Annotated in this window: 21 protein-coding genes; 15 read left to right on the plus strand and 6 right to left on the minus strand. The window is 66.5% G+C overall.

What is annotated here, in order from left to right:
• The first annotated feature begins 24 nt into the window (after positions 1-24).
• The 14 genes from ASD28_RS24000 (at position 25) to ASD28_RS24065 (ending at position 13,715) form a co-directional block, all read left to right on the plus strand.
• Positions 25-1,518 (plus strand): S41 family peptidase, encoded by a 1,494-nt coding sequence (locus tag ASD28_RS24000; protein WP_056134435.1) that lies wholly within the window; start codon positions 25-27, stop codon positions 1,516-1,518.
• Positions 1,515-2,276 (plus strand): molybdopterin-synthase adenylyltransferase MoeB, encoded by a 762-nt coding sequence (locus ASD28_RS24005; RefSeq protein WP_056134437.1) that lies wholly within the window; start codon positions 1,515-1,517, stop codon positions 2,274-2,276. The genes ASD28_RS24000 and ASD28_RS24005 overlap by 4 nt, the downstream gene beginning before the upstream one ends.
• Before the next feature lie 151 nt (positions 2,277-2,427).
• Entirely contained in the window at positions 2,428-2,883 is a 456-nt protein-coding gene (gene gspG / locus ASD28_RS24010) for a type II secretion system major pseudopilin GspG (protein WP_056134441.1), read from the plus strand.
• A gap of 13 nt (positions 2,884-2,896) precedes the next feature.
• On the plus strand, positions 2,897-3,373 hold the full coding sequence (gene gspH, locus ASD28_RS24015; RefSeq protein WP_056134443.1) for a type II secretion system minor pseudopilin GspH: 477 nt from the start codon (positions 2,897-2,899) through the stop codon (positions 3,371-3,373).
• Between the two features lie 11 nt (positions 3,374-3,384).
• Positions 3,385-3,774 carry a type II secretion system minor pseudopilin GspI gene (gene gspI / locus ASD28_RS24020; RefSeq protein WP_056134446.1) on the plus strand — a complete coding sequence of 130 codons (390 nt, stop codon included), beginning with the start codon at positions 3,385-3,387 and terminating at the stop codon, positions 3,772-3,774.
• Positions 3,771-4,439: a type II secretion system protein J gene (locus tag ASD28_RS24025; RefSeq protein ID WP_056134449.1), complete on the plus strand. Its 669-nt coding sequence runs from the start codon at positions 3,771-3,773 to the stop codon at positions 4,437-4,439. The genes gspI and ASD28_RS24025 overlap by 4 nt, the downstream gene beginning before the upstream one ends.
• The gene (gene gspK, locus ASD28_RS24030) at positions 4,436-5,422 is read left to right on the plus strand and encodes a type II secretion system minor pseudopilin GspK (protein WP_056134452.1); all 987 of its coding nucleotides are present in this window, start codon (positions 4,436-4,438) and stop codon (positions 5,420-5,422) included. The genes ASD28_RS24025 and gspK overlap by 4 nt, the downstream gene beginning before the upstream one ends.
• A 74-nt stretch (positions 5,423-5,496) precedes the next feature.
• On the plus strand, positions 5,497-6,708 hold the full coding sequence (gspL, locus tag ASD28_RS24035) for a type II secretion system protein GspL (RefSeq protein WP_056134455.1): 1,212 nt from the start codon (positions 5,497-5,499) through the stop codon (positions 6,706-6,708).
• Positions 6,705-7,223: a type II secretion system protein GspM gene (gspM, locus tag ASD28_RS24040; RefSeq protein WP_056134458.1), complete on the plus strand. Its 519-nt coding sequence runs from the start codon at positions 6,705-6,707 to the stop codon at positions 7,221-7,223. The genes gspL and gspM overlap by 4 nt, the downstream gene beginning before the upstream one ends.
• A complete protein-coding gene (gspN, locus tag ASD28_RS24045; RefSeq protein WP_056134460.1) occupies positions 7,220-7,993 on the plus strand; it encodes a type II secretion system protein N in 774 nt (257 codons plus the stop codon). The genes gspM and gspN overlap by 4 nt, the downstream gene beginning before the upstream one ends.
• On the plus strand, positions 7,993-10,332 hold the full coding sequence (gspD, locus tag ASD28_RS24050; RefSeq protein ID WP_082577630.1) for a type II secretion system secretin GspD: 2,340 nt from the start codon (positions 7,993-7,995) through the stop codon (positions 10,330-10,332). The genes gspN and gspD overlap by 1 nt, the downstream gene beginning before the upstream one ends.
• A gap of 6 nt (positions 10,333-10,338) precedes the next feature.
• On the plus strand, positions 10,339-11,763 hold the full coding sequence (gspE, locus tag ASD28_RS24055) for a type II secretion system ATPase GspE (protein WP_056134463.1): 1,425 nt from the start codon (positions 10,339-10,341) through the stop codon (positions 11,761-11,763).
• A 3-nt stretch (positions 11,764-11,766) separates the two neighbouring features.
• Positions 11,767-12,987: a type II secretion system inner membrane protein GspF gene (gene gspF, locus ASD28_RS24060; RefSeq protein ID WP_056134466.1), complete on the plus strand. Its 1,221-nt coding sequence runs from the start codon at positions 11,767-11,769 to the stop codon at positions 12,985-12,987.
• Between the two features lie 11 nt (positions 12,988-12,998).
• Positions 12,999-13,715 (plus strand): type II secretion system protein N, encoded by a 717-nt coding sequence (locus ASD28_RS24065; protein ID WP_056134469.1) that lies wholly within the window; start codon positions 12,999-13,001, stop codon positions 13,713-13,715.
• Between the two features lie 3 nt (positions 13,716-13,718).
• Here ASD28_RS24065 and ASD28_RS24070 read toward each other — a convergent pair whose 3' ends face one another.
• A complete protein-coding gene (locus tag ASD28_RS24070; protein WP_056134472.1) occupies positions 13,719-14,450 on the minus strand; it encodes a helix-turn-helix domain-containing protein in 732 nt (243 codons plus the stop codon).
• 204 nt (positions 14,451-14,654) lie between these two features.
• Here ASD28_RS24070 and ASD28_RS24075 point away from each other — a divergent pair, with 204 nt between their 5' ends.
• The gene (locus tag ASD28_RS24075) at positions 14,655-15,035 is read left to right on the plus strand and encodes a cupin domain-containing protein (RefSeq protein WP_056134475.1); all 381 of its coding nucleotides are present in this window, start codon (positions 14,655-14,657) and stop codon (positions 15,033-15,035) included.
• A gap of 7 nt (positions 15,036-15,042) precedes the next feature.
• On the opposite strand, the gene ASD28_RS24080 is transcribed toward ASD28_RS24075, so the two are convergent.
• The 5 genes from ASD28_RS24080 to dksA form a co-directional block, all read right to left on the minus strand.
• Positions 15,043-15,240, minus strand: a complete 198-nt coding sequence (locus tag ASD28_RS24080; RefSeq protein ID WP_056134478.1) for a hypothetical protein — start codon at positions 15,238-15,240, stop codon at positions 15,043-15,045.
• Between the two features lie 28 nt (positions 15,241-15,268).
• Positions 15,269-16,603 carry an ATP-dependent protease ATPase subunit HslU gene (hslU, locus tag ASD28_RS24085; protein WP_056134480.1) on the minus strand — a complete coding sequence of 445 codons (1,335 nt, stop codon included), beginning with the start codon at positions 16,601-16,603 and terminating at the stop codon, positions 15,269-15,271.
• 37 nt (positions 16,604-16,640) lie between these two features.
• Complete coding sequence (hslV, locus tag ASD28_RS24090) at positions 16,641-17,177, minus strand: ATP-dependent protease subunit HslV (RefSeq protein ID WP_036231052.1); 537 nt, start codon at positions 17,175-17,177, stop codon at positions 16,641-16,643.
• A gap of 94 nt (positions 17,178-17,271) precedes the next feature.
• On the minus strand, positions 17,272-18,573 hold the full coding sequence (locus ASD28_RS24095; RefSeq protein WP_056134487.1) for an STAS domain-containing protein: 1,302 nt from the start codon (positions 18,571-18,573) through the stop codon (positions 17,272-17,274).
• 208 nt (positions 18,574-18,781) lie between these two features.
• Entirely contained in the window at positions 18,782-19,234 is a 453-nt protein-coding gene (dksA, locus tag ASD28_RS24100) for an RNA polymerase-binding protein DksA (RefSeq protein ID WP_056134490.1), read from the minus strand.
• Between the last annotated feature and the right edge of the window lie 120 nt (positions 19,235-19,354).

The raw sequence follows: 19,354 nt of genomic DNA on the forward strand, positions 1-19,354 counted from the left end.
CGGAAGCACAATCCAGGGAACAGCATGGGCAAGAAACTCAAGAACCTCGGTCTGATCGGCCTCGGCATGGTGGCCGGGGTGGCCGTCTCGGTCCAGTATTCGGCGCTGGCGCAAAAGGGCGGCGATGCGCCCCTGCCGCTGGACGAGCTGCGCCAGCTGGCCGATGTGTATGCCCTGATTAAAAGCGATTACGTCGAAAAGGTCGACGACAAGAAGCTGCTGTCGGACGCCATCGCCGGCATGGTGAATTCGCTGGATCCGCATTCCGTCTACCTGGACCAGAAGGATTTCGCCGAGATGCGCGAAGAGGTGCAGGGCCGCTTCGTCGGCCTCGGCATCGAGGTCGCGATGGAAGACGGCTACGTCAAGATCGTCTCGCCCATCGAGGATTCGCCCGCCTACCGTGCCGGCATCAAGGCCGGAGATTTGATCACCCGCATCGACAACGTGCCGGTGAAAGGCCTGTCGCTGGACGATGCCATCAAGCGCATGCGCGGCGAGCCGCACAGCAAGGTGATGCTGACCATCGCGCGCCGCGGCGCGGACACGCCGTGGGTCGTGCCGGTCGAGCGCGAGGAAATCAAGGTGGCCAGCGTCAAGGCGAAGATGATCGAGCCCGGCTATGCCTGGCTGCGCATCAACCAGTTCCAGGAAGAGACCGTCGACGACGTCGCGGACAAGTTAAAGGACCTGTACGCCCGCAACCCGAACATCAAGGGCCTCGTGCTGGACCTGCGCAACGACCCGGGCGGCCTGCTGCCGAGCGCGATCGGCGTCTCCGCCGCCTTCCTGCCGGCGAACGACGTGATCGTCTCGACGAAGGGCCAGCTGGCCGAGTCGAACGCCACGTTCTACGGCCGGCGCGAATTCTATGCCGTCAAGCCGGGCGCCGATCCGCTGGCGAAATTGCCGGCCGCGCTGAAGACCGTGCCGATGGTGGTGCTGGTCAACACGGGTTCGGCCTCGGCGTCGGAAATCGTCGCGGGCGCGCTGCAGGACTACAAACGCGCCATCGTGATGGGCAGCCAGACGTTCGGCAAGGGTTCCGTGCAGACCCTGCGCCAGCTGACGCCCGACACGGCCGTGAAACTGACGACGGCCCGTTACTTCACGCCGAAAGGCCGTTCGATCCAGGCGCTGGGCATCGTGCCGGACCTGAAGGTCGACGAGACGCCGGAAGGCGACGGCCTGAACGCCGTGCGCGTGCGCGAAGCGGACCTCGATCACCACCTGACGAACGACGCGGCCGACAGCAAGAGCGCGAACGCGAAGCGCCGCGACGAGCTCGAGGAAGAGCAGTTCACCATGGCCGCGCTGAAGAATGAGAAACCGGTCGAATTCGGCGGCAAGGATGACTTCCAGCTCACGCAAGCCCTGAATCACTTCAAGGGTTTGAAGGTGCAGCTCGCCAAGGCCGATCCGGACGAGGACAAGCCCGCGCCGGCCAAGCTGCCGGGCCAGGAGCCGAAGCCGGCCGAGATCAAGGACGACGCCAAGCCGTCTGCACCGAAGCGATGAACGACCAGCAACTGCTTCGCTATTCGCGCCATATCCTGCTGGACGAGATCGGCATCGAAGGCCAGGCGCGCTTCCTGGCCGCGCGCGTGCTCGTGATCGGCGCCGGCGGTCTCGGCTCGCCGGCCGCGCTGTATCTCGCCGCGGGCGGCGTGGGCCGGTTGACGCTCGTCGACGACGACACCGTCGACCTGACGAATCTGCAGCGCCAGGTGATGCACACGACGGCCCGCGTGGGCCAGCCCAAGGTCGAGTCCGGGCGCGAAGCCCTGCACCAGATCAATCCCGAGGTCGAGGTCGTCGCCTTGCGCGAACGCGCCGATGCCGCACGTTTAGCGGAACTCGTGCGCGATTCCGATGTCGTACTCGACTGCAGCGACAATTTCGCCACCCGCCATGCCGTCAATCGCGCCTGCGTTGCCGCCGGCGTCCCGCTCGTCGCGGGCGCCGCGATCCGTTTCGACGGGCAGATCTCGGTCTTTGACGTGCGCGACCCCGCTTCGCCCTGCTATGCCTGCCTGTTCCCGGAGGACGGCAAGTTCGAGGAAGTGGCATGCAGCACGATGGGCGTGTTCGCGCCGCTGGTCGGCATCATCGGCGCCATGCAGGCGGCCGAGGCGCTGAAGCTGCTGGCCGGAAGCGGCCGTTCGCTGGCCGGCCGGCTGCAGATGCTGGATGCGCGCGCCATGGAGTGGACGGAGATCGGCGTGGCGCGCAATCCGTGCTGCCCCGTTTGCGCGGGGCGTCCCGGCGTAGAATGAGTCGCGGCGCACGCAGAAGGTGTCTTTCTGCGCCGTCTATCTTACAATTAGACAATTTTCCTGACGAGTTGGAACATTTTCCAAACGACTTTTAACGTCATCCCCGCTCGTTCGGCCTTATACTGTTTTTTCGACCACATCCATCACATCTATGCAGAACTTCAAGCATCGTTTCGCACGGCAGCACCGCCAGCGCGGTTTCACCCTCGTCGAAATCATGGTCGTCGTGGTCATCATCGGCATCCTGGGCGCGCTCGTCGTGCCCAAGCTGCTGGGCCGTACCGGCGAGTCGCGCGTGACCGCGGCCCGCGTCGACATCGCCACGCTGATGTCGGCACTCAAGATGTACAAGCTCGATAACCAGCGCTATCCGACCACGGAGCAGGGCTTGCAGTCCCTCGTCCAGAAGCCGACCAGCGGCCCGGCCGCCAACGGCTGGAAGGAAGGCGGCTACATCGACAAGCTGCCGAAGGACCCGTGGGGCAATCCGTACCAGTACCTGTCGCCGGGCCTGCACGGCGAGATCGACGTGTTCTCGCTGGGCGCGGACGGCCAGCCGGGCGGTACCGGCGAGGATGCCGACGTCGGTTCGTGGGACAACAAATAACGTAGGTGTGTCGATGACCACGCGCGCGCCGGGCCGCGCCGGCGGCTTCACCCTGGTGGAGATCATGGTCGTGATGGTCATCATCGGCATCACGCTGGGGCTGGCCAGCCTCAACGCCATTCCCAGCCCGCACCAGGACCTGCAGAAGGAGGCGCAGCGCATCGCGCTGCTGCTGCAGCTGGCGCGCGACGAAGCCATCGTGCGCAACCGCCTCGTCGCCTTCGAAGCCACGCCCGAGCGCTACCACTTCCTCGTGCGCACCGAAACGCGCTGGCAACCGATCGTGAACGACGACATGCTGCGCGAGCGCGACTTCAAGAATGCCCCGCTGACCCTGCTGCTGGACCCGACCAGCGCGGGTACCCTGAATCCGCTGCGCATCACGTTCGGCAGCGAACCGGTCGACAAGCCGTTCGTGCTCACGCTGGCCAGCGGCAACGACCGTGTCGCCATCCGCGCCGACGGGGTCGGGCACTTCACGGTGGAGTGAAGAGGTCAATCATGCGCGCCATGCGATTCCCGAACCGGCAACGCGGCTTCACGCTGCTGGAAGTGCTCGTGGCCCTCGTCATCGTGGGCACGGCGCTGGGCGCGGGCCTGCGCGCCGTCGGCAGCCTGAGCGCCAACGGCAGCAGCCTGCGTGCCTCGATGATGGCGACCTGGTCGGCCGAGAACCGGCTCGTGCAGATCCGCCTGGGCAAGGAATTTCCCGACATCGGCAAGCACGGTTTCGATTGCCCGCAGGGCGACCTGCACCTCGTGTGCCAGGAAGAAGTATTCGCCAGCCCGAACCCGCGCCTGCGCCGGGTCGAGGTTTCCGTGTACGACATCGAAAACCCCAACCGGCGCATCGTCAAGCTGGTCCAACTCGTGCTGAAGCCGTGGCGATGACGAACTCTTCCCGGGCCCGCGGCTTCACGCTGGTGGAGCTGCTCGTGGCGATCAGCATCCTCGCCATCGTGGCCGTGCTCGGCTGGCGCGGGCTGGACGGCATCGTGCGTGCCCGCGTGGCCCTCACGCAGCAGATGGAAACGACGCGCGGCATGCAGCTGGCCTTCGCGCAGATGCAGAGCGACTGCGAACACATCGCCCAGCGCGACGTCGTCGACCAGCGGCCCTATCTCCTCGTCGGTGCCGACCGCCTGACGCTCGTGCGCGAAGTGTTTATGGAAAACCAGCCGTCGCGGCTACAGGTGGTCGCGTACCGCATCGTCAACGGCACCTTGATGCGGCGTGAGTCGCAGCCGACGCGCGACCTCGTCCAGCTGGACGCGCTGTGGCAGGCCGTCACCAGCGACGCCGACACCAATCCGGCCGTCGCCCTGCAGACCGGCGTGACGGGCATGCAGGTCGCGACCTGGCTCAACAACTCCTGGCGCCAGGGTGGCGTCGATCCCGGTGCGAATGCGGCGGGCACGGGCCAGCAGCCGGTCCAGTCGCAGCAGCCCGACCTGCCGGCGCAGGTAAGCAACGAACCGACCGGCCTGCAGGTCGCGTTGCAGGCCCAGAACCTGCAACAGCCGATGGTCAAATCCTTCCTGCTGGGGGAACCATGAGAACGCGCCAGCGCCGACCCGCGCGCGAACGCGGCGTGGCCGTGATCACCGCGCTGCTGCTCACCACGCTGGCGATCTCCATCGTCGCCAGCCTGTTCTGGCAGCAGCAGGTGCAGGTGCGCTCGATGGAAAACCAGCGCCTGCACTTGCAGACCAAGTGGATCCTGCGCGGCGCGCTCGACTGGTCGACGCTGGTCCTGTTCCAGGACGGCATCGACCACCGCGACTACACGTCGCTCGACCAGGTCTGGGCGACGCCGCTGGCGGAAACGCGCCTGGACCAATACGTCGAACGCCAGCGGGTCGAAGGAGAAACGTTCGATGCAAGCCTGTCCGGTAACATTACCGACGCATGCTCGCGTTACAATTTGCGCAACCTGGGGATGAGCCGCGGCTTGCCGGATCCGCAGCAGCAGGTGATTTTCAAACGCCTGCTGAACAACCTGCAGCTGGATCAGGGCCTGGCGCTGCGCATCGCGACCTTCGTTGCGGCCGGCTTGCCGGCCACGACGGACGAGGGCAACGACCCGACGAAGCAGACGCAGGCCGCGCCCGTGACGGGCGCGCCGATGAAGATTCTGCAGGTGGAAGACTTGTTGTCGGTGCGGGGCGTGACGCCGGCCATCGTCGAGCGGCTGCGGCCGTTCGTGACGGTGCTGCCGGAAAAGACGCCGGTGAACGTCAACACGGCGCCGGCGGAAGTGCTGGCGGCCGTGGTGCCGGACATGTCGGTGCCGGAAGCGAATACGCTGATCGTGCGGCGCAAGCAGGCGGCGTGGCGTGGTCTGAATTATTTCGAGACCGAGATCGGCGACAACCGGAAGCCGGCGGAGGGTACGGCGGGCGTCAAGAGCGACTGGTTTTTCGTCGACAGCCGCATCCGCCTGGACCGCGCGGCACTGGACGCGCAGGCGCTGATCCACCGGTCGTCGAACCTGGTGGCGGGCAGCGGGCCGAAAGTGGTGTGGATCCGCCAGTATTGAATTGGACAGAAGTCTCGAGGGATAGCGCAGGGCATGTTAAAACGACCAACAGAAGATCGAGAAAGCGAGACAGTTTGAGCACACTTTATATCCGGCATCCTGCGCGTGCCGAAGGTGAACATGCGTTGTGCCGCTTCGCCCTCGTCACCGATGGCGGCGCGATCGACCAGCACGGCGAAGGCCCGCTGCGCAACCTGGGCGACCTGGTCGGCACGAGCCGCCGCATCGTCCTGCTGCTCGCCGCCGCCGACGTGACCCTGCTGTCGGTGCAGGCGCCGCCGCTGTCCGGCGCGCGCCTGAAGGCCGCGCTGCCGGGCCTCGTCGAAGAACACATCCTGGGCGATCCGATGGACGCCGTCCTCGTGGCCGCGCCCGAGCAGCCCGACGGCATGCGGCCCATCGCCGTGGTCGAGCGCGACTGGCTGCAAGGCATCGTGAAAAGCCTGCTGGCGCAGGGCGCGCGCACCATCATGGCCGAGCCCGCGCAACTGTGCTTGCCTTTGCAGCCGGGCAGTGTTGCCGCCGCCATTTCCGGCGTCGAACTGACTTTGCGCCAGAGCCTGTTCCAGGGCTTCGGCCTCGCGCTCGACGCCACGCCGGCCGTCGTGCTGCAGACGGCGCGCGCCTTCAGCGGCGACGCCCCGCTCGTGCTGTACGTGCCGCCCGCGCAACTGGGCGAGTACCAGGCGCTGGCGCAGGAAGCCGGTCCCGGCATCCTGATCGAGGCCGACAACTGGACGCACTGGATCGCCGGTTCCAAGACGACTGCGCTGGACCTCGTGAGCGGCCTCGGCGCGGCGGGGGCACCCACGCGCGACTGGCGCCGCTGGCGCTGGCCGATCGCGCTCGGCGCGCTGGCCGTGGCCGTCAACCTGATCGGGCTGAACGTCGACTGGCTGCGCCTGCGCCGCGAAGCCAACACGGTGCGCCAGTCGATGATCCAGACCTACCGCAACGTGTATCCGCGTGAAACGACGATCCTCGATCCCGTACTGCAGATGCGCCAGCACGTCGCCCGCGCGCGCGCCAACACGGGCGACGTGTCGCCCGACGAATTTACTTATCTCGCCTCGGCGCTGGGTGAAGCGACGCGCGCGCTCGGCCGTCCGGTTGGAATTGCATCAATCGAATACCGCGAACGCGCGTTGACCGTCAAAGTCAAACCTGAGACGGTCGACCCCGGTTTGACCGGGCAGTTGCGCACGGCCCTGGCCACGCGCCGGCTCACGCTGGAAGAAAGCACGCCGGGCAACTGGGTCATCCGCAGCACGGGAGCCAAACCATGAGCATCGCCACCACCTTCGCCCAGTACCGCGAGCGCGCCACGGCGCTCTGGCTCGCGCGCACCGAGCAGGAACGCCGCTTCCTGGCGGCCGGCGGCGCCGTCGTGCTGGCCGCGCTGCTGTATCTGCTGCTCGTCGATCCGGCCATCGAAGGGCGCGCCCAGCTGCGCCGCCAGTTGCCGCAGCTGCGCCAGCAGGCGGCCGAGCTGCAGGCCATGGCCCAGGAAGCGAGCACGCTGGCGCAGGCGCCGGAAACGCACGTCGTGCCGCTCACGCGCGACACCGTCGGCAGCAGCCTGTCGGGGCGCGGCCTGAATCCGGAATCGCTGTCGGTGAACGGCGAATACATCAAGCTGCAGTTGAATAACGTGGCGTTCGCCAACCTCGCCACGTGGCTGGACGAGCAGCGCCGCGCCAACCGCTTGCTCGTGCAGGACGCCGTCGTCACTTCCCTGCCCGCCGCCGGCCAGGTCGACGCCAGCCTGACGCTGCGCCAGAACACCGGCAGCGGCCAATGAAGCGCACGTTCGCCTGGATCGCGCTGCCGACGCTCGCGGTGATCCTGACGGTACTGGCGTTCCTGCCGGCGGCATGGCTCGCGCCGATGGTCGAACGCCAGACGGATGGCCGTTTGACTCTGGGGGATGCGCAGGGTACGCTTTGGCGCGGCTCAGCCTTTGTGGGCGGGGCGCCGGGCGCGGGCGGATCCGTCACGCCGCTGCTGCCGGGACGCTTCAGCTGGCGCCTGTCGCCGCTGGTGCTGTTCGGGGATGTCAGCATGGACCTGGCCAACGACCAGGCGCTGGCGCAGCCCGTGCACGTCAGCGGCAGCTGGTCGCAATGGCAGGTCAGCGCCGGCCAGCTGCTGTTGCCGGCCGAGGGCCTGGCCGGGCTGGGTGCGCCGTTGAACACGCTCGCGCTCACGGGCACGATCAAACTGTCCTGGAACCTGCTGGACATCGCGCGCCAGGGCAATACGGTGGCGGTGAGCGGGCGCACGGTGCTGTCGCTGACCGACATGGGATCGCGCATGAGCCCGATCAAACCGCTCGGTACCTACGAGATGGCCATGGACTGGCACGGCCAGCGGGCCGACGTGGTGCTGCGTACGGTGAGCGGTGCGCTCCTGCTGTCTGGCAATGGAGCATTGGAAAGCGGCCGCTTGCACTTCTCGGGACAGGCCGCGGCGGCCGACAAGTACGAAGACACGCTGGGCAACCTGCTCAACCTGCTGGGTCAACGGCGTATGGTGAACGGCAAGAACATAATCGCGTTAGAGTTCAGATGATGAAAAAAAATCCAACCCGCAGCATCCAGCAACTCCCGGCACTGCGCCGCATCGTGGCCGGCGCCATGCTCTGCTGCACCGTCGGAACCAGCGTCCTGCCGCCGCTCGCCCATGCCCAGGACGGTAGTGGTAATGGCGCCGCGCTCAACTTCGTCAATGCCGACATGGAGTCCGTGATCAAGGCGGTCGGCCATTACACGGGGACGACGTTCATCATCGACCCGCGCGTGAAAGGCACGCTGACGCTCGTTTCGGAAAAGACATTGACCAGGGCCCAGGCTTTCTCGCTGCTGACCTCGGCACTGCGCCTGCAGGGCTATGCGGTCGTCACCGGCGACGGTTATGCGAAGGTGGTGCCGGAAGCGGAAGCGAAGCTGCAGTCCTCGCCCACGCAGGTCGGCATCGGCGGCTCGAAGGTCAAAGGCGACCAGATCGCCACGCAGGTCTACCGCCTGCAGCATGAGTCCGCCGCCAACCTGACGGCCGTGCTGCGGCCGCTGATCTCGCCCAACAACTCGATCATGGCCGACCCGGGCAACAACAGCCTCGTGATCACGGACTATGCCGACAACCTGCGCCGCCTGTCGAAGATCATCGCCGCGCTCGACGCGCCGGCCACCGGCGACCTCGACGTGGTCCCGATCCGCAACGGCATCGCCAGCGACGTCGCCACGCTCGTCACGCGCCTGATGGAACCGGCGGCAGGTGGCGATGCGGGCCGTGTCACCGTGCTGGCCGATCCGCGCACCAATACCGTCATCGTGCGTGCGCCGTCGCCGGCCCGCGCGAGCATGGCCAAGAACCTGATCGCGAAGCTCGACCAGCCGACGACGGAACTCGGCAACATCCACGTGGTCTACCTGAAGAACGCCGACGCCAGCAAGGTCGCGCAGACCTTGCGCGCCGTCGTGTCGCAGGATGCGTCGGCCGTGCCGGTGCAGCAGCAGGGCACGTCGGGCGGTTCGATCCAGTCCACCGCCACCGGCGGCGCCGGTGGTGCCGGCGGACTCGGCGGCCAGCAGGGCCAGCAGAGCAGCGTCGGCATGGGCGGCACGGGCGGCTCGTTCGCCCAGCAGGGCCAGGCCACGGCCGGCGGTGCCGGCGGCGGACAGGGTTCCGGCTTCATCCAGGCCGACGCATCGACCAACAGCCTCATCATCACGGCGCCGGACGCCGTGTACCGCAACCTGCGCGCCGTCATCGACCAGCTCGACGTGCGCCGCGCCCAGGTCTATATCGAGGCACTGGTGGTCGAGGTGACGTCGACCGACGCCTCCGAGTTCGGCGTGCAATGGGTGGGCCTGACCGGCAACAACAACAGCAGCTACCGCGTCGGCGGCCTGCAGTCGTTCAGCCTCGGCGGCAGCAACAACAACATCGTCAACCTGGCGCTGGCCGCGGCGACGGGCATCAGCGGCGCGTCCGGCACGACCACCGGCAGCTCGATCCCGACGCCGACCGGCCTGTCGATCGGCCTCTTCAAGCAGGTGAACGGCGAGCTGGGCCTGGGGGCGATCGCGCATGCCCTTGAAAGTACGGGACACGCCAACATCTTGTCCACACCGAACATGATCACGCTGGATAACGAACTGGCGACGATCAAGGTCGGCCAGAACATACCGATCATCACCGGTTCCTTCACGACGGGCGCGAGCGGGGCAAGCAATCCGTTCCAGACGGTCGACCGCAAGGACGTGGGCCTGCTGCTGAAAGTGCGCCCGCAGATTTCCGAAGGGGGTACGATCAAGCTGGCGATCTACCACGAGAATTCGGGGATCGACAATTCCGTCAGCTCGGCGTCGGGAATCGTGACCACCGTCCGCGCGATCGAGAGCAACGTGTTGGCCGACAATGGCCAGATCGTCGTGCTGGGCGGGCTGATCTCGGACGATGAATCCGAGAACAACGAAAAGACGCGTGGGCTGGGCGACATTCCGATCATCGGCAACCTGTTCAAGTACCGCACCCGCACGCGCGCCAAACGTAACCTGATGGTGTTCCTGCGCCCGGTCGTGGTGCGCAGCAAGGAACAGAACGACAGCCTGTCGATGGACCGCTACGAATTCATGCGCGCCGCCGGCACGACGGCACAACCGGTCGACGACACCGTGCTGCTGAAGAACCTCGGCGCACCGGTGCTGCCGAGCCTGGTCAATGGCCAGCCGCCCGTGGGCAGTGCGATGGCGACGATGCCGCCGCCGGCACCCGCCACTGCGCGTCCGGGCGCCGCCACCGGGCCGGGCACGAGCCAGCCCAAGGCGCCGGCCCAGCCGGAGTTCCGTCCTGTGCAACCCGCGCAACCTGAATACCGGCCGGCGACGCCGACCCAACAGAATTGACAGACGATGAATAACTTGTTGCCCTACGCATTCGCACGCGATTACGGCGTGCTGGCGCGTTCCAGCGGCGACCCGTCGCAAGCCGTCGAAGTGCTGGTCTCGAACGCGACCAAGCCTGCGGCGATCGCCGAGGTCTCGCGCCGTTTCGGGCGCATCACCCTGCGGCGGATGGAACGCGCCGAACTGGAATCGGCCATTGCCGCCGCGTACCAGTCGGCCGGCGGCGACGCGTCGCAGGTCGCGGACGAGTTCGATGCCGACCTCGACCTCACGAAGCTGCTGCAGGACGTGCCCGCGATCGAGGACCTGCTGGAATCGTCCGATGATGCGCCCGTCATCCGCATGATCAACGCGCTGCTCACGCAATCGCTGCGCGAAGGCGCGTCGGACATCCATATCGAACCGTTCGAGCAGACGTCCGTCGTGCGCTTCCGCATCGACGGCGCGCTGCGCGACATCGTGCGCCCGCGCAAGGGCATCCACGCGTCGCTGATCTCGCGTATCAAGATCATGTCGCAGCTCGACATCGCGGAAAAACGCCTGCCCCAGGACGGCCGCATCACGTTGCGCATCGGCGGCAAGCCCGTCGACGTGCGCGTGTCGACCCTGCCGACCGGCCACGGCGAACGCGCCGTGCTGCGTCTGCTCGACAAGGAAGCGGGCCGCCTCGACCTCAGCCACCTCGGCATGAGCGGGCAGATGCTGCCGCAGTTCGACAAGCTGATCAACCAGCCACACGGCATCGTGCTCGTCACGGGCCCGACCGGTTCCGGTAAAACGACGACCCTGTACGCGTCGCTGTCGCGCCTGAATTCGACGACCACCAACATCATGACGGTGGAAGACCCGATCGAATACGACCTGCCCGGCATCGGCCAGACACAGGTCAACGCCCGCATCGACATGACGTTCGGCAAGGCCCTGCGCGCGATCCTGCGCCAGGACCCGGACGTGATCATGATCGGCGAGATCCGCGACCTTGAAACGGCCCAGATCGCCGTGCAGGCCTCGCTGACGGGCCACCTCGTGCTGGCCACGCTGCACACGAACGACGCCGCGTCGGCCGTCACCCGTCTGCTGGACATGGGTATCGAGCCGTTCCTGCTGTCGTCGTCGCTGCTGGGCGTGATGGCCCAGCGCCTCGTGCGCAAGCTGTGCCCGCACTGCAAGCGCCAGGAAGCGGGACATTGGGTGGCGGTCGGGTGCGACCGCTGCGGCCACACGGGCTTCCACGGCCGCGTGGGCGTGTACGAGCTGCTCGAGACGAACGAACAGATCCGTTCGCAGATCCACAACCAGGCCGCCGAGGCCGAGATCCGCAACGCGGCCCTGAAATCCGGCATGAAGACCATGCACGACGATGGCCAACGGTGGGTGCAGGAAGGCATCACGACGGAAGCCGAACTGCTGCGCGTGACGAAGGTGGATTGATCGATGCCCGCCTTCCGCTACGAAGCCGTCGACACGGGCGGCGTGACCCGCAAGGGCGTCCTGAACGCCGACAGCCCGCGTGCCGCGCGCGCCGACCTGCGCCTGCAGGGATTGACGCCGCTCGCCGTCGAGGCCATCGCGGCCCAGGTCGACGAGAGCGGGGCCGCGCGTGCGCGCGGCTTCGGCGAGCGCCTGTCCCAGGTCGAGCTCGCGCTGTTCACGCGCCAGCTCGCGAGTCTGCTGGAAGCCGGCCTGCCGCTCGAACAGGCCTTCACCGCGTTGCTGGAACAGGCCGAGCGTGCCTACGTGCGCGACCTGATCGCGTCGATCCGGTCCGAAGTGATGGGCGGCGCGTCGTTCTCCAGTGCGCTGGCGCGCCATCCGCGCGACTTCGCCGAGATCTACCGGGCCCTCGTCGCGTCCGGCGAACAGATCGGCCAGCTGTCGCGCGTGCTGTCGCGCCTGGCCGACTACATCGAACGCCGCAACGCCCTCGTGCAGCGGGTGCGCCTGGCGTTCACCTATCCGGCCATCGTCACCGTCGTCGCGTTCGCGATCGTGATCTTCCTGCTGACCTATGTCGTGCCGCAGATCGTCTCGGTGTTCGCCAACACCAAGCAGAAACTGCCGTTCCTGACCATCCTCATGCTCGGTGTGTCGAACTTTACGCGCGCCTACGGGATCTATGTGGCATTGGTCGTCATCGCGGCGTGGTACGCGTGGCGCCGCGCCCTGCGCAACCCCGTGCTCAAGCGCCGCTGGCATACGTGGCTGTTGAACGCGCCCGTGTACGGCAAGTTCGAGCGCAGCCTGAACACGACCCGTTTCGCGAGCACCCTGGCGATCACGACGGGCTCCGGCGTGCCCATCCTGCGCGCGCTCGAGACGAGCCGCGACACGTTGTCGAACGTGGCGATGAAGGAACTCGTGGAGCAGGCGACCGCCAGCGTGCGCGAGGGCGTGAGCCTGGCGCGGGCGCTGTCGGCGCAAAAACTGTTCCCGCCCATGCTCGTGCACATGATCCGCGCGGGCGAGATCACGGGCGAACTGCCGGCCATGCTCGAGCGGGCCTCGAATTCACAGCAGGCCGACCTCGAACGGCGCACCCTGACCATCGCCGGCCTGCTGGAGCCGGTGCTGATCCTGGCCATGGGCCTCGTCGTGCTATTGATCGTGCTGGCCGTGCTGATGCCGATTATTGAAATCAACCAGTTGGTGCAGTGACAAGGAAACTGATGAACAAGCGCTTGCCTTTTTTCCTGAGCCTGCTGGGCGTGGTCCTGTTTGCCGTGTCGCTGGCGTACTGGATCATGCAGTTGTACCAGCCGCCCCAGCGCCCGATCGCGGCGGCGCCGCAGGCCGCCATGCCCGACCCGACCATCGATGCCGCCGCCACCTTGTTCGGTGGCCAAGTCTCGGTGGCAAGCGCGACCAATTACCAGTTGACGGGCGTCGTGGCGGACGGGAGCAGCAGCGTGGCGATCATCGTCGCCGAAGGTTCGCCGCCGAAGGCGCTGCGGGTCGGCAAGGAGCTGGCGCCCGGCATCACGCTGGCGGAAGTCCACCCGCGCTATGTGATGCTGTCCGATGGCGGCGTCATGAAGCGTGTCGACCTGGCGACCGATACCAAGCCCGCCGCGGCGATGGGTGGCGCGCCCGGCGGCATGCCGCCCAGTGGGGCGCCGCCGGGCGGCATGCCGCAGCAGAATTTTCCGCAGCCCCAGCAGATCACGACCGCACCGGCCGCGCAGCCGGTGCAGGCCGTACCGGAGCCGCCGATGGCACCGGGCGCCGTCCAGCCACAGCCGTCCATGACGAACCCGGGCGACGTCGGCACGCACGACAATCCGCCGCCCTCGAATCCGAACCCGATCAATCCGACGCCGAACGGTCAGCAGATGCCGCCGCAGACGCGCGGCGACAATCCGGCCGGTCAGATGAATACGCAATAAGCGTCAGCGCCGCAATGCGGTGAACGCCGCGAATTCCCATGAACGGAAACCCACCAGCAACGTGAAGCCGTCGCGCTCCTGTGGAGGCAGGCGGCGGTCGTTGCGGTGCATGCGTGCGAGTTCGCCGGCCAGCTGATGGATCTTTTCCGCCAGCTCGGCGGCGCTCGCCAGCGACAGGCGTGCGGGCAGGCACATCAAGGTTTCGCCGGCACCGTCGAAGTTACCGGCGAAATAATCCTCGACGACGTGGGCGCGGAAGAAGCGCTGCACCGGCCCATCCGGCAGCCAGCGGAACGCGTTCGAGACCCGCAGCGTGTAACGGTTCAGCGGCTTCAGTTCGATCACGCCGAGGCGGTCGAGTTCCACCAGCAAGCCGATGCATTCGGGTTCGCTCAAACGATAGGTTTCCACCATCTGTTCCAGGCTCCAGTGCCCGAGGCAGCAGATCGCCACGAGCAGCAGGCGCGGGTTGGCGACGAGCGCCGTTTCCTGGATGAGCGTGAGCGTGTCGGCCTGCGGCCGCGCATCGGCCGCGCGCCGCAGCACGTCTTCCATGGCGATGCCGGCCGCCTGGCAGATCTGCGCCAGGCGCGACAGGGTCATGTCCTTCTGGCCGAACATGCGTTTGATACTCGATTCGCTCATCGCGATGCGGTCGGCCAGCATCTTGTAGGTGATCCCGGCTGCGCGCAGTTCGGCGCGCAGCACGTCCAGCAGCATGTCGGGGGAGCTCATGGTTGTGGTCAGTTCTCTGTTTTCGTTCGTCAACTCGGCCTAACGAATGTACAGAAGAAGGCGGGGCAGTTCAAGAAATGTCGAGTCCCGCCAGCCACGACCGCCTGCCGAGTCGGGTCAGCGTTATGATACGCATCAGTTCAGGTGCGAACGTCCGTGCCCTCGCCGCTGCGCCGGTGTCCAATCGATACCAAAGGAGGAACCATGAAAACGGTAACCGTGATCACTCTGGCGCTATTGGGCGCGGCTGCGTTTGCGCAAGCGCCGGGCGTGCGGCGCACCGACCTGCTGAGGCATGACAGCGTGGTGTCGGGACGCGAAGTCGTGGAGGTGCGCGTCGAGGTCGACGCCGGTCATGGCGTGCCGAGGCATACGCATCCGGGTGATGAAGTGCTGTACGTGGTCGAGGGCACGCTGGAGTACCTGCCCGACGGCAAAGCGCCGGTGATGCTGAAGGCGGGGCAATCCGTCTTCATCCCGGCCGGCACCATCCACGCGGCCAGGAACCCCGGCACGGTGGCCGGGGCGGGCATCGCCACCTATGTCGTCGAGAAGGGCAAGCCGCTGATCATGCCGGCAAAGTAGGGCCTGATCAGTCCTCGTCCGGCTCGAGCTTGACCTTCTTGAGCGCACGCTTCGCGGCCAGCCGCTCGCTGGCCTCGGGTTTTGCATGCGCTCCAGCCGCGCGTGCCTTGGCGAAGCCGGCGAACGGGTTGCGGGGTTTGAGTGGCGGCGTCGGCTCGACACGCAGCCGCATCTTTTGCCGGGTTGCCAGTGCCTTGTTTGCCATCGCCGCCTCTCCTTTTTGCAGCCGTGGATTACAACACGTAGCGCGACAGGTCTTCGTTGACCGCCAGCGCATCCAGCCGTTCGTTGACGTAGGCCGCGTCGATGACGAGCGCCTGGCCCGACTTGTCGGTGGCCGAGTACGAGATCTCTTCCAGCAGCTTTTCCATCACCGTGTACAGGCGGCGCGCGCCGATGTTCTCGGTGCGCTCGTTGACGGAATACGCGATCTCGGCCAGGCGATGGATGCCGTCGTCGGCGAACTCGAGTTTGACGCCTTCCGTCGCCAGCAGGGCTTCGTACTGCTTGGTGAGACTCGCGTCCGTCGAGGTCAGGATGCTCTTGAAATCCTCGATCGACAGCGATTCCAGTTCGACGCGGATCGGGAAGCGGCCCTGCAGCTCGGGAATCAGGTCCGACGGTTTCGACAGGTGGAACGCGCCCGAGGCGATGAACAGGATGTGGTCGGTCTTGATCATGCCGTACTTCGTGTTCACCGTCGTGCCTTCGACGAGCGGCAGCAGGTCGCGCTGCACGCCCGCGCGCGAGACGTCCGCACCGCCGTGTTCCGAACGCGACGCGATCTTGTCGATCTCATCCAGGAACACGATGCCGTTCTGCTCGACGTTGGCGATGGCCTTCTGCTTCATCTCGTCTTCGTTGATGAGCTTGGCTGCTTCCTCGTCGACGAGCAGCTTCATCGCTTCCTTCACCTTCATCTTGCGGGGCTTCTTGCGCCCCGCCCCGACGCCGGCGAACATCGATTTGATCTGTTCCGTCATTTCTTCCATGCCGGGCGGCGCCATGATTTCCATCTGCGGCGAGGCTTCGGCGACGTCGATCTCGACTTCCTTGTCGTCGAGCGCGCCTTCGCGCAGGCGCTTGCGGAAGGTCTGGCGCGTGGCGTCGCCGCCGTCCTTGGCGTCGCTGCTGACGTTGAAGCCGAAGTCGCGCGCCGGCGGCACGAGAATGTCGATGATGCGGTCCTCGGCCGCGTCCTCGGCGCGCTGGCGCACCTTCTTCATTTCGCTGGCGCGGGTCTGCTTGACGCCGATGTCGATCAGGTCGCGGATGATGGTGTCGACGTCGCGGCCGACATAGCCGACCTCGGTGAACTTGGTCGCCTCGATCTTGATGAACGGCGCGTCGGCCAGCTTGGCCAGGCGGCGCGCGATCTCGGTCTTGCCGACACCCGTCGGGCCGATCATGAGGATGTTCTTCGGGGTGATCTCGTGGCGCAGCGGTTCCTCGACCTGCTGGCGGCGCCAGCGGTTGCGCAGCGCGATCGATACGGCGCGCTTGGCTTTGCTTTGGCCGACGACGTGCTTGTCGAGTTCCGAGACGATTTCGGACGGGGTCATGTTCATAATTGTGCTCATGAGTGCTTTCTTGCGGGAGAGGCCGTTATTCCAGCGTCTCGATGATGTGCGACATGTTCGTATAGATGCATAGCTCGCCTGCGATGGTCAGCGCTTTCTTGACCACGTCGGCCGGGGCGAGATCCGTGTTTTCCTGCAAGGCCTTGGCGGCGGACTGCGCGTAGATGCCGCCCGAGCCGATCGCGCCGATGCCGTCTTCCGGTTCCAGCACGTCGCCGTTGCCGGTGATGATCAGGGTCTTTTCGCGGTCGGCCACCAGCAGCATGGCCTCCAGGCGGCGCAGCACGCGGTCGGTGCGCCAGTCCTTGGCCAGTTCGACCGAAGCGCGCAGCAGATTGCCCTGGTGTTTTTCCAGTTTCGCTTCGAAGCGGTCGAGCAGGGTGAAGGCGTCGGCCGTGCCGCCGGCAAAGCCGCACAGCACCTTGTTCTGGTAGAGCTTGCGTACCTTGCGCGCCGAGCCCTTCATGACGACGTTGCCCAGGGTGACTTGTCCGTCGCCGCCGAGCGCGACCTGGTTGCCGCGCCGTACGCTGACGATCGTCGTGCCGTGAAATTGTTCCATATTTGCCTCGTGGTTGATCTGCTCACCGCAAGTGGGGATGCGATATGAAATTGCAAGACTGAACCGTATCCGAGGGGCACGGCGCCTCGCGGCGTCAGTATCGGTGGGCGTACAGACGCACTTGGTCGCCGACGCCAAGCAGGCGCAGCAGCGCGGCGACGGGATGGTTCAGGTCGCGCAGCACGACCTCGCGCCCGTCCTGGGCAAGCGTGCGCAGATGGGCGGCGAGGGCGCTCGCGGCCGCGTAATCGATGCGTGCGAGCCGGGACCCGTCCAGCACGAGGACCGGATGGCGCGCCGCGTGGTCGGCGATGGCAGCCAGCAGCGGCGCGCTGTCGCCCCGGATCGCGGCCGGCAGGAGGAAGCGGTCGCCCGCCGCCGCCGGGCCGGCCGCCAGGCTCAAGGCCGCGTGCTTCGGGGCCTCGAACGACGGCGGCGACACTTCGAAGGTGACGCAATAATCCATCGCGGTCTCCTCGAAATCCTTTTCACGGTTCGTCAGCAGCAGCAGTTCCAGCAACAGCAGCCAGGGCGTCTCTCCCGCGCGGCGGTCGCCGATCGCCAGCATCGGACGCAGCACGGCGACGAGGTGGTCGGCGCCTGCCAGCACGAGTTCGCGTCCCGCCTTGCGCAGCGCCTGCAGCGCGTCCAGCAGCAGGGCGCAGCCCGGTGCCGTCACCGCGGTGACGGCCTGGAATTCGAACCGGACCAGCGGACCGGGCGAGGCGGCGCGGGCGAGTTGCGCGCGGGCGAGCGGACCGTCGTCGAGGCGGCCGGACAGGGTGGCCGTCGGGATCGCCCCCGATACCTGGCGGTCGGGCGCGTGCGACGTGTCCGCGACGGGGTGATACGTGGGCGGCGACGTCTCGAACCGGCTGGCGTAGTCGATCGCGATGCTTTCGAACTCGTGTTCGAGGCCCATGATCTGGACCAGGTCGAACAGCATCCACCACGGCAGACGGTCGCCGTCCTGGTCGCGCAGGCTCGTGCGCAGCAGCAGGGCGGCCGCGTCGAGCTGGCTGTTGGCGTACAGGATCGCCGCTTCCTCGACGACCGGTGCGCTCGACGGGGTAGCGGCCGCGTCCGGCATTTCATCCTGGCCCGGCAGGAGGTCCGTGGCCTGCTCAGGCGGCGCCGCGCCGGCGGCGGCCGGCGGGCGCCGGGTGCCGGCCCAGGTGTCGTCGTCGAAGATGGCGGAGGCCATCTCCAGTTCGATCGCATCGATCTTGGCCGCGGTGGCGCGCGCGATTTCGCGCTGGCGTTCGCGCTCCGCCTCGGTATCGAGAGAAAGCCGCGTGACGGGGCCGGCAGTCAGCGGATCGTCAGGGCGCGGGCGGCCGTCCGCACCCGCCAGCGGTGCGTCGCCTTTTTTCTTCAGGAAATCGAAGAGTCCCATGCTGTCCTTGTCTGCCCGTATGCCGGTCGAGACATTAGCATGGCGGCGCGGACGGTGTGGTGCGCACGCCTGAGCTGCATCAACTTGCCGGCGATCCGATAAGTGTATCCGATGGGAAATAATTCGTGCGCACGAACCCTAGGGTCATCGGCCCCAAAAACAAAAAAGCATGCGCGGGCGCATGCTTTTTCATCGGCGCGTACGGCGATCAGTCACCGTACAGCTTTTGCTTCAGCTCGCGGCGCTGCTGGGCTTCCAGCGACAGGGTCGCGGTCGGACGGGCGATCAGGCGGGGGATGCCGATCGGTTCGCCGGTCTCTTCGCACCAGCCGTATTCGCCGGACTCGATCGAGGCCAGCGATTGCTGGACCTTCTTGAGCAGCTTGCGCTCGCGGTCGCGGGTACGCAGCTCGAGCGCGTGCTCTTCCTCGATGGTGGCGCGGTCGGCCGGATCGGGAACGAGTACGGTTTCGCGCAGGTGTTCCGTCGTTTCGCCTGCGTTTTTCAGCAGTTCCTTTTCGAGTTCCTGCAGGCGGTTCTTGAAGAACGCCAGCTGGGCCGGGTTCATGTAGTCGTCGTCGCTCATGGCCCGAATTTCTTCTTCCGTCAGGAGGCGTTCTTCGGGCTGCGCAACGGTATTCGGTTTCGTTGTTTTAGTCATGACTTCACTTACCTTTGATACGACAGAGTTTCCATTTTATCAGCTAACTCAGCGGTTACCATTGCTTCGGTGTGCGCGCCGGGCGAGCTGCCGTGACCGTTGTTCAGTCGTTCAACCACA

This window comes from Massilia sp. Root133 (assembly GCF_001426525.1).
In the GTDB taxonomy this organism is placed as follows: Bacteria; Pseudomonadota; Gammaproteobacteria; order Burkholderiales; family Burkholderiaceae_D; genus Telluria; species Telluria orientalis.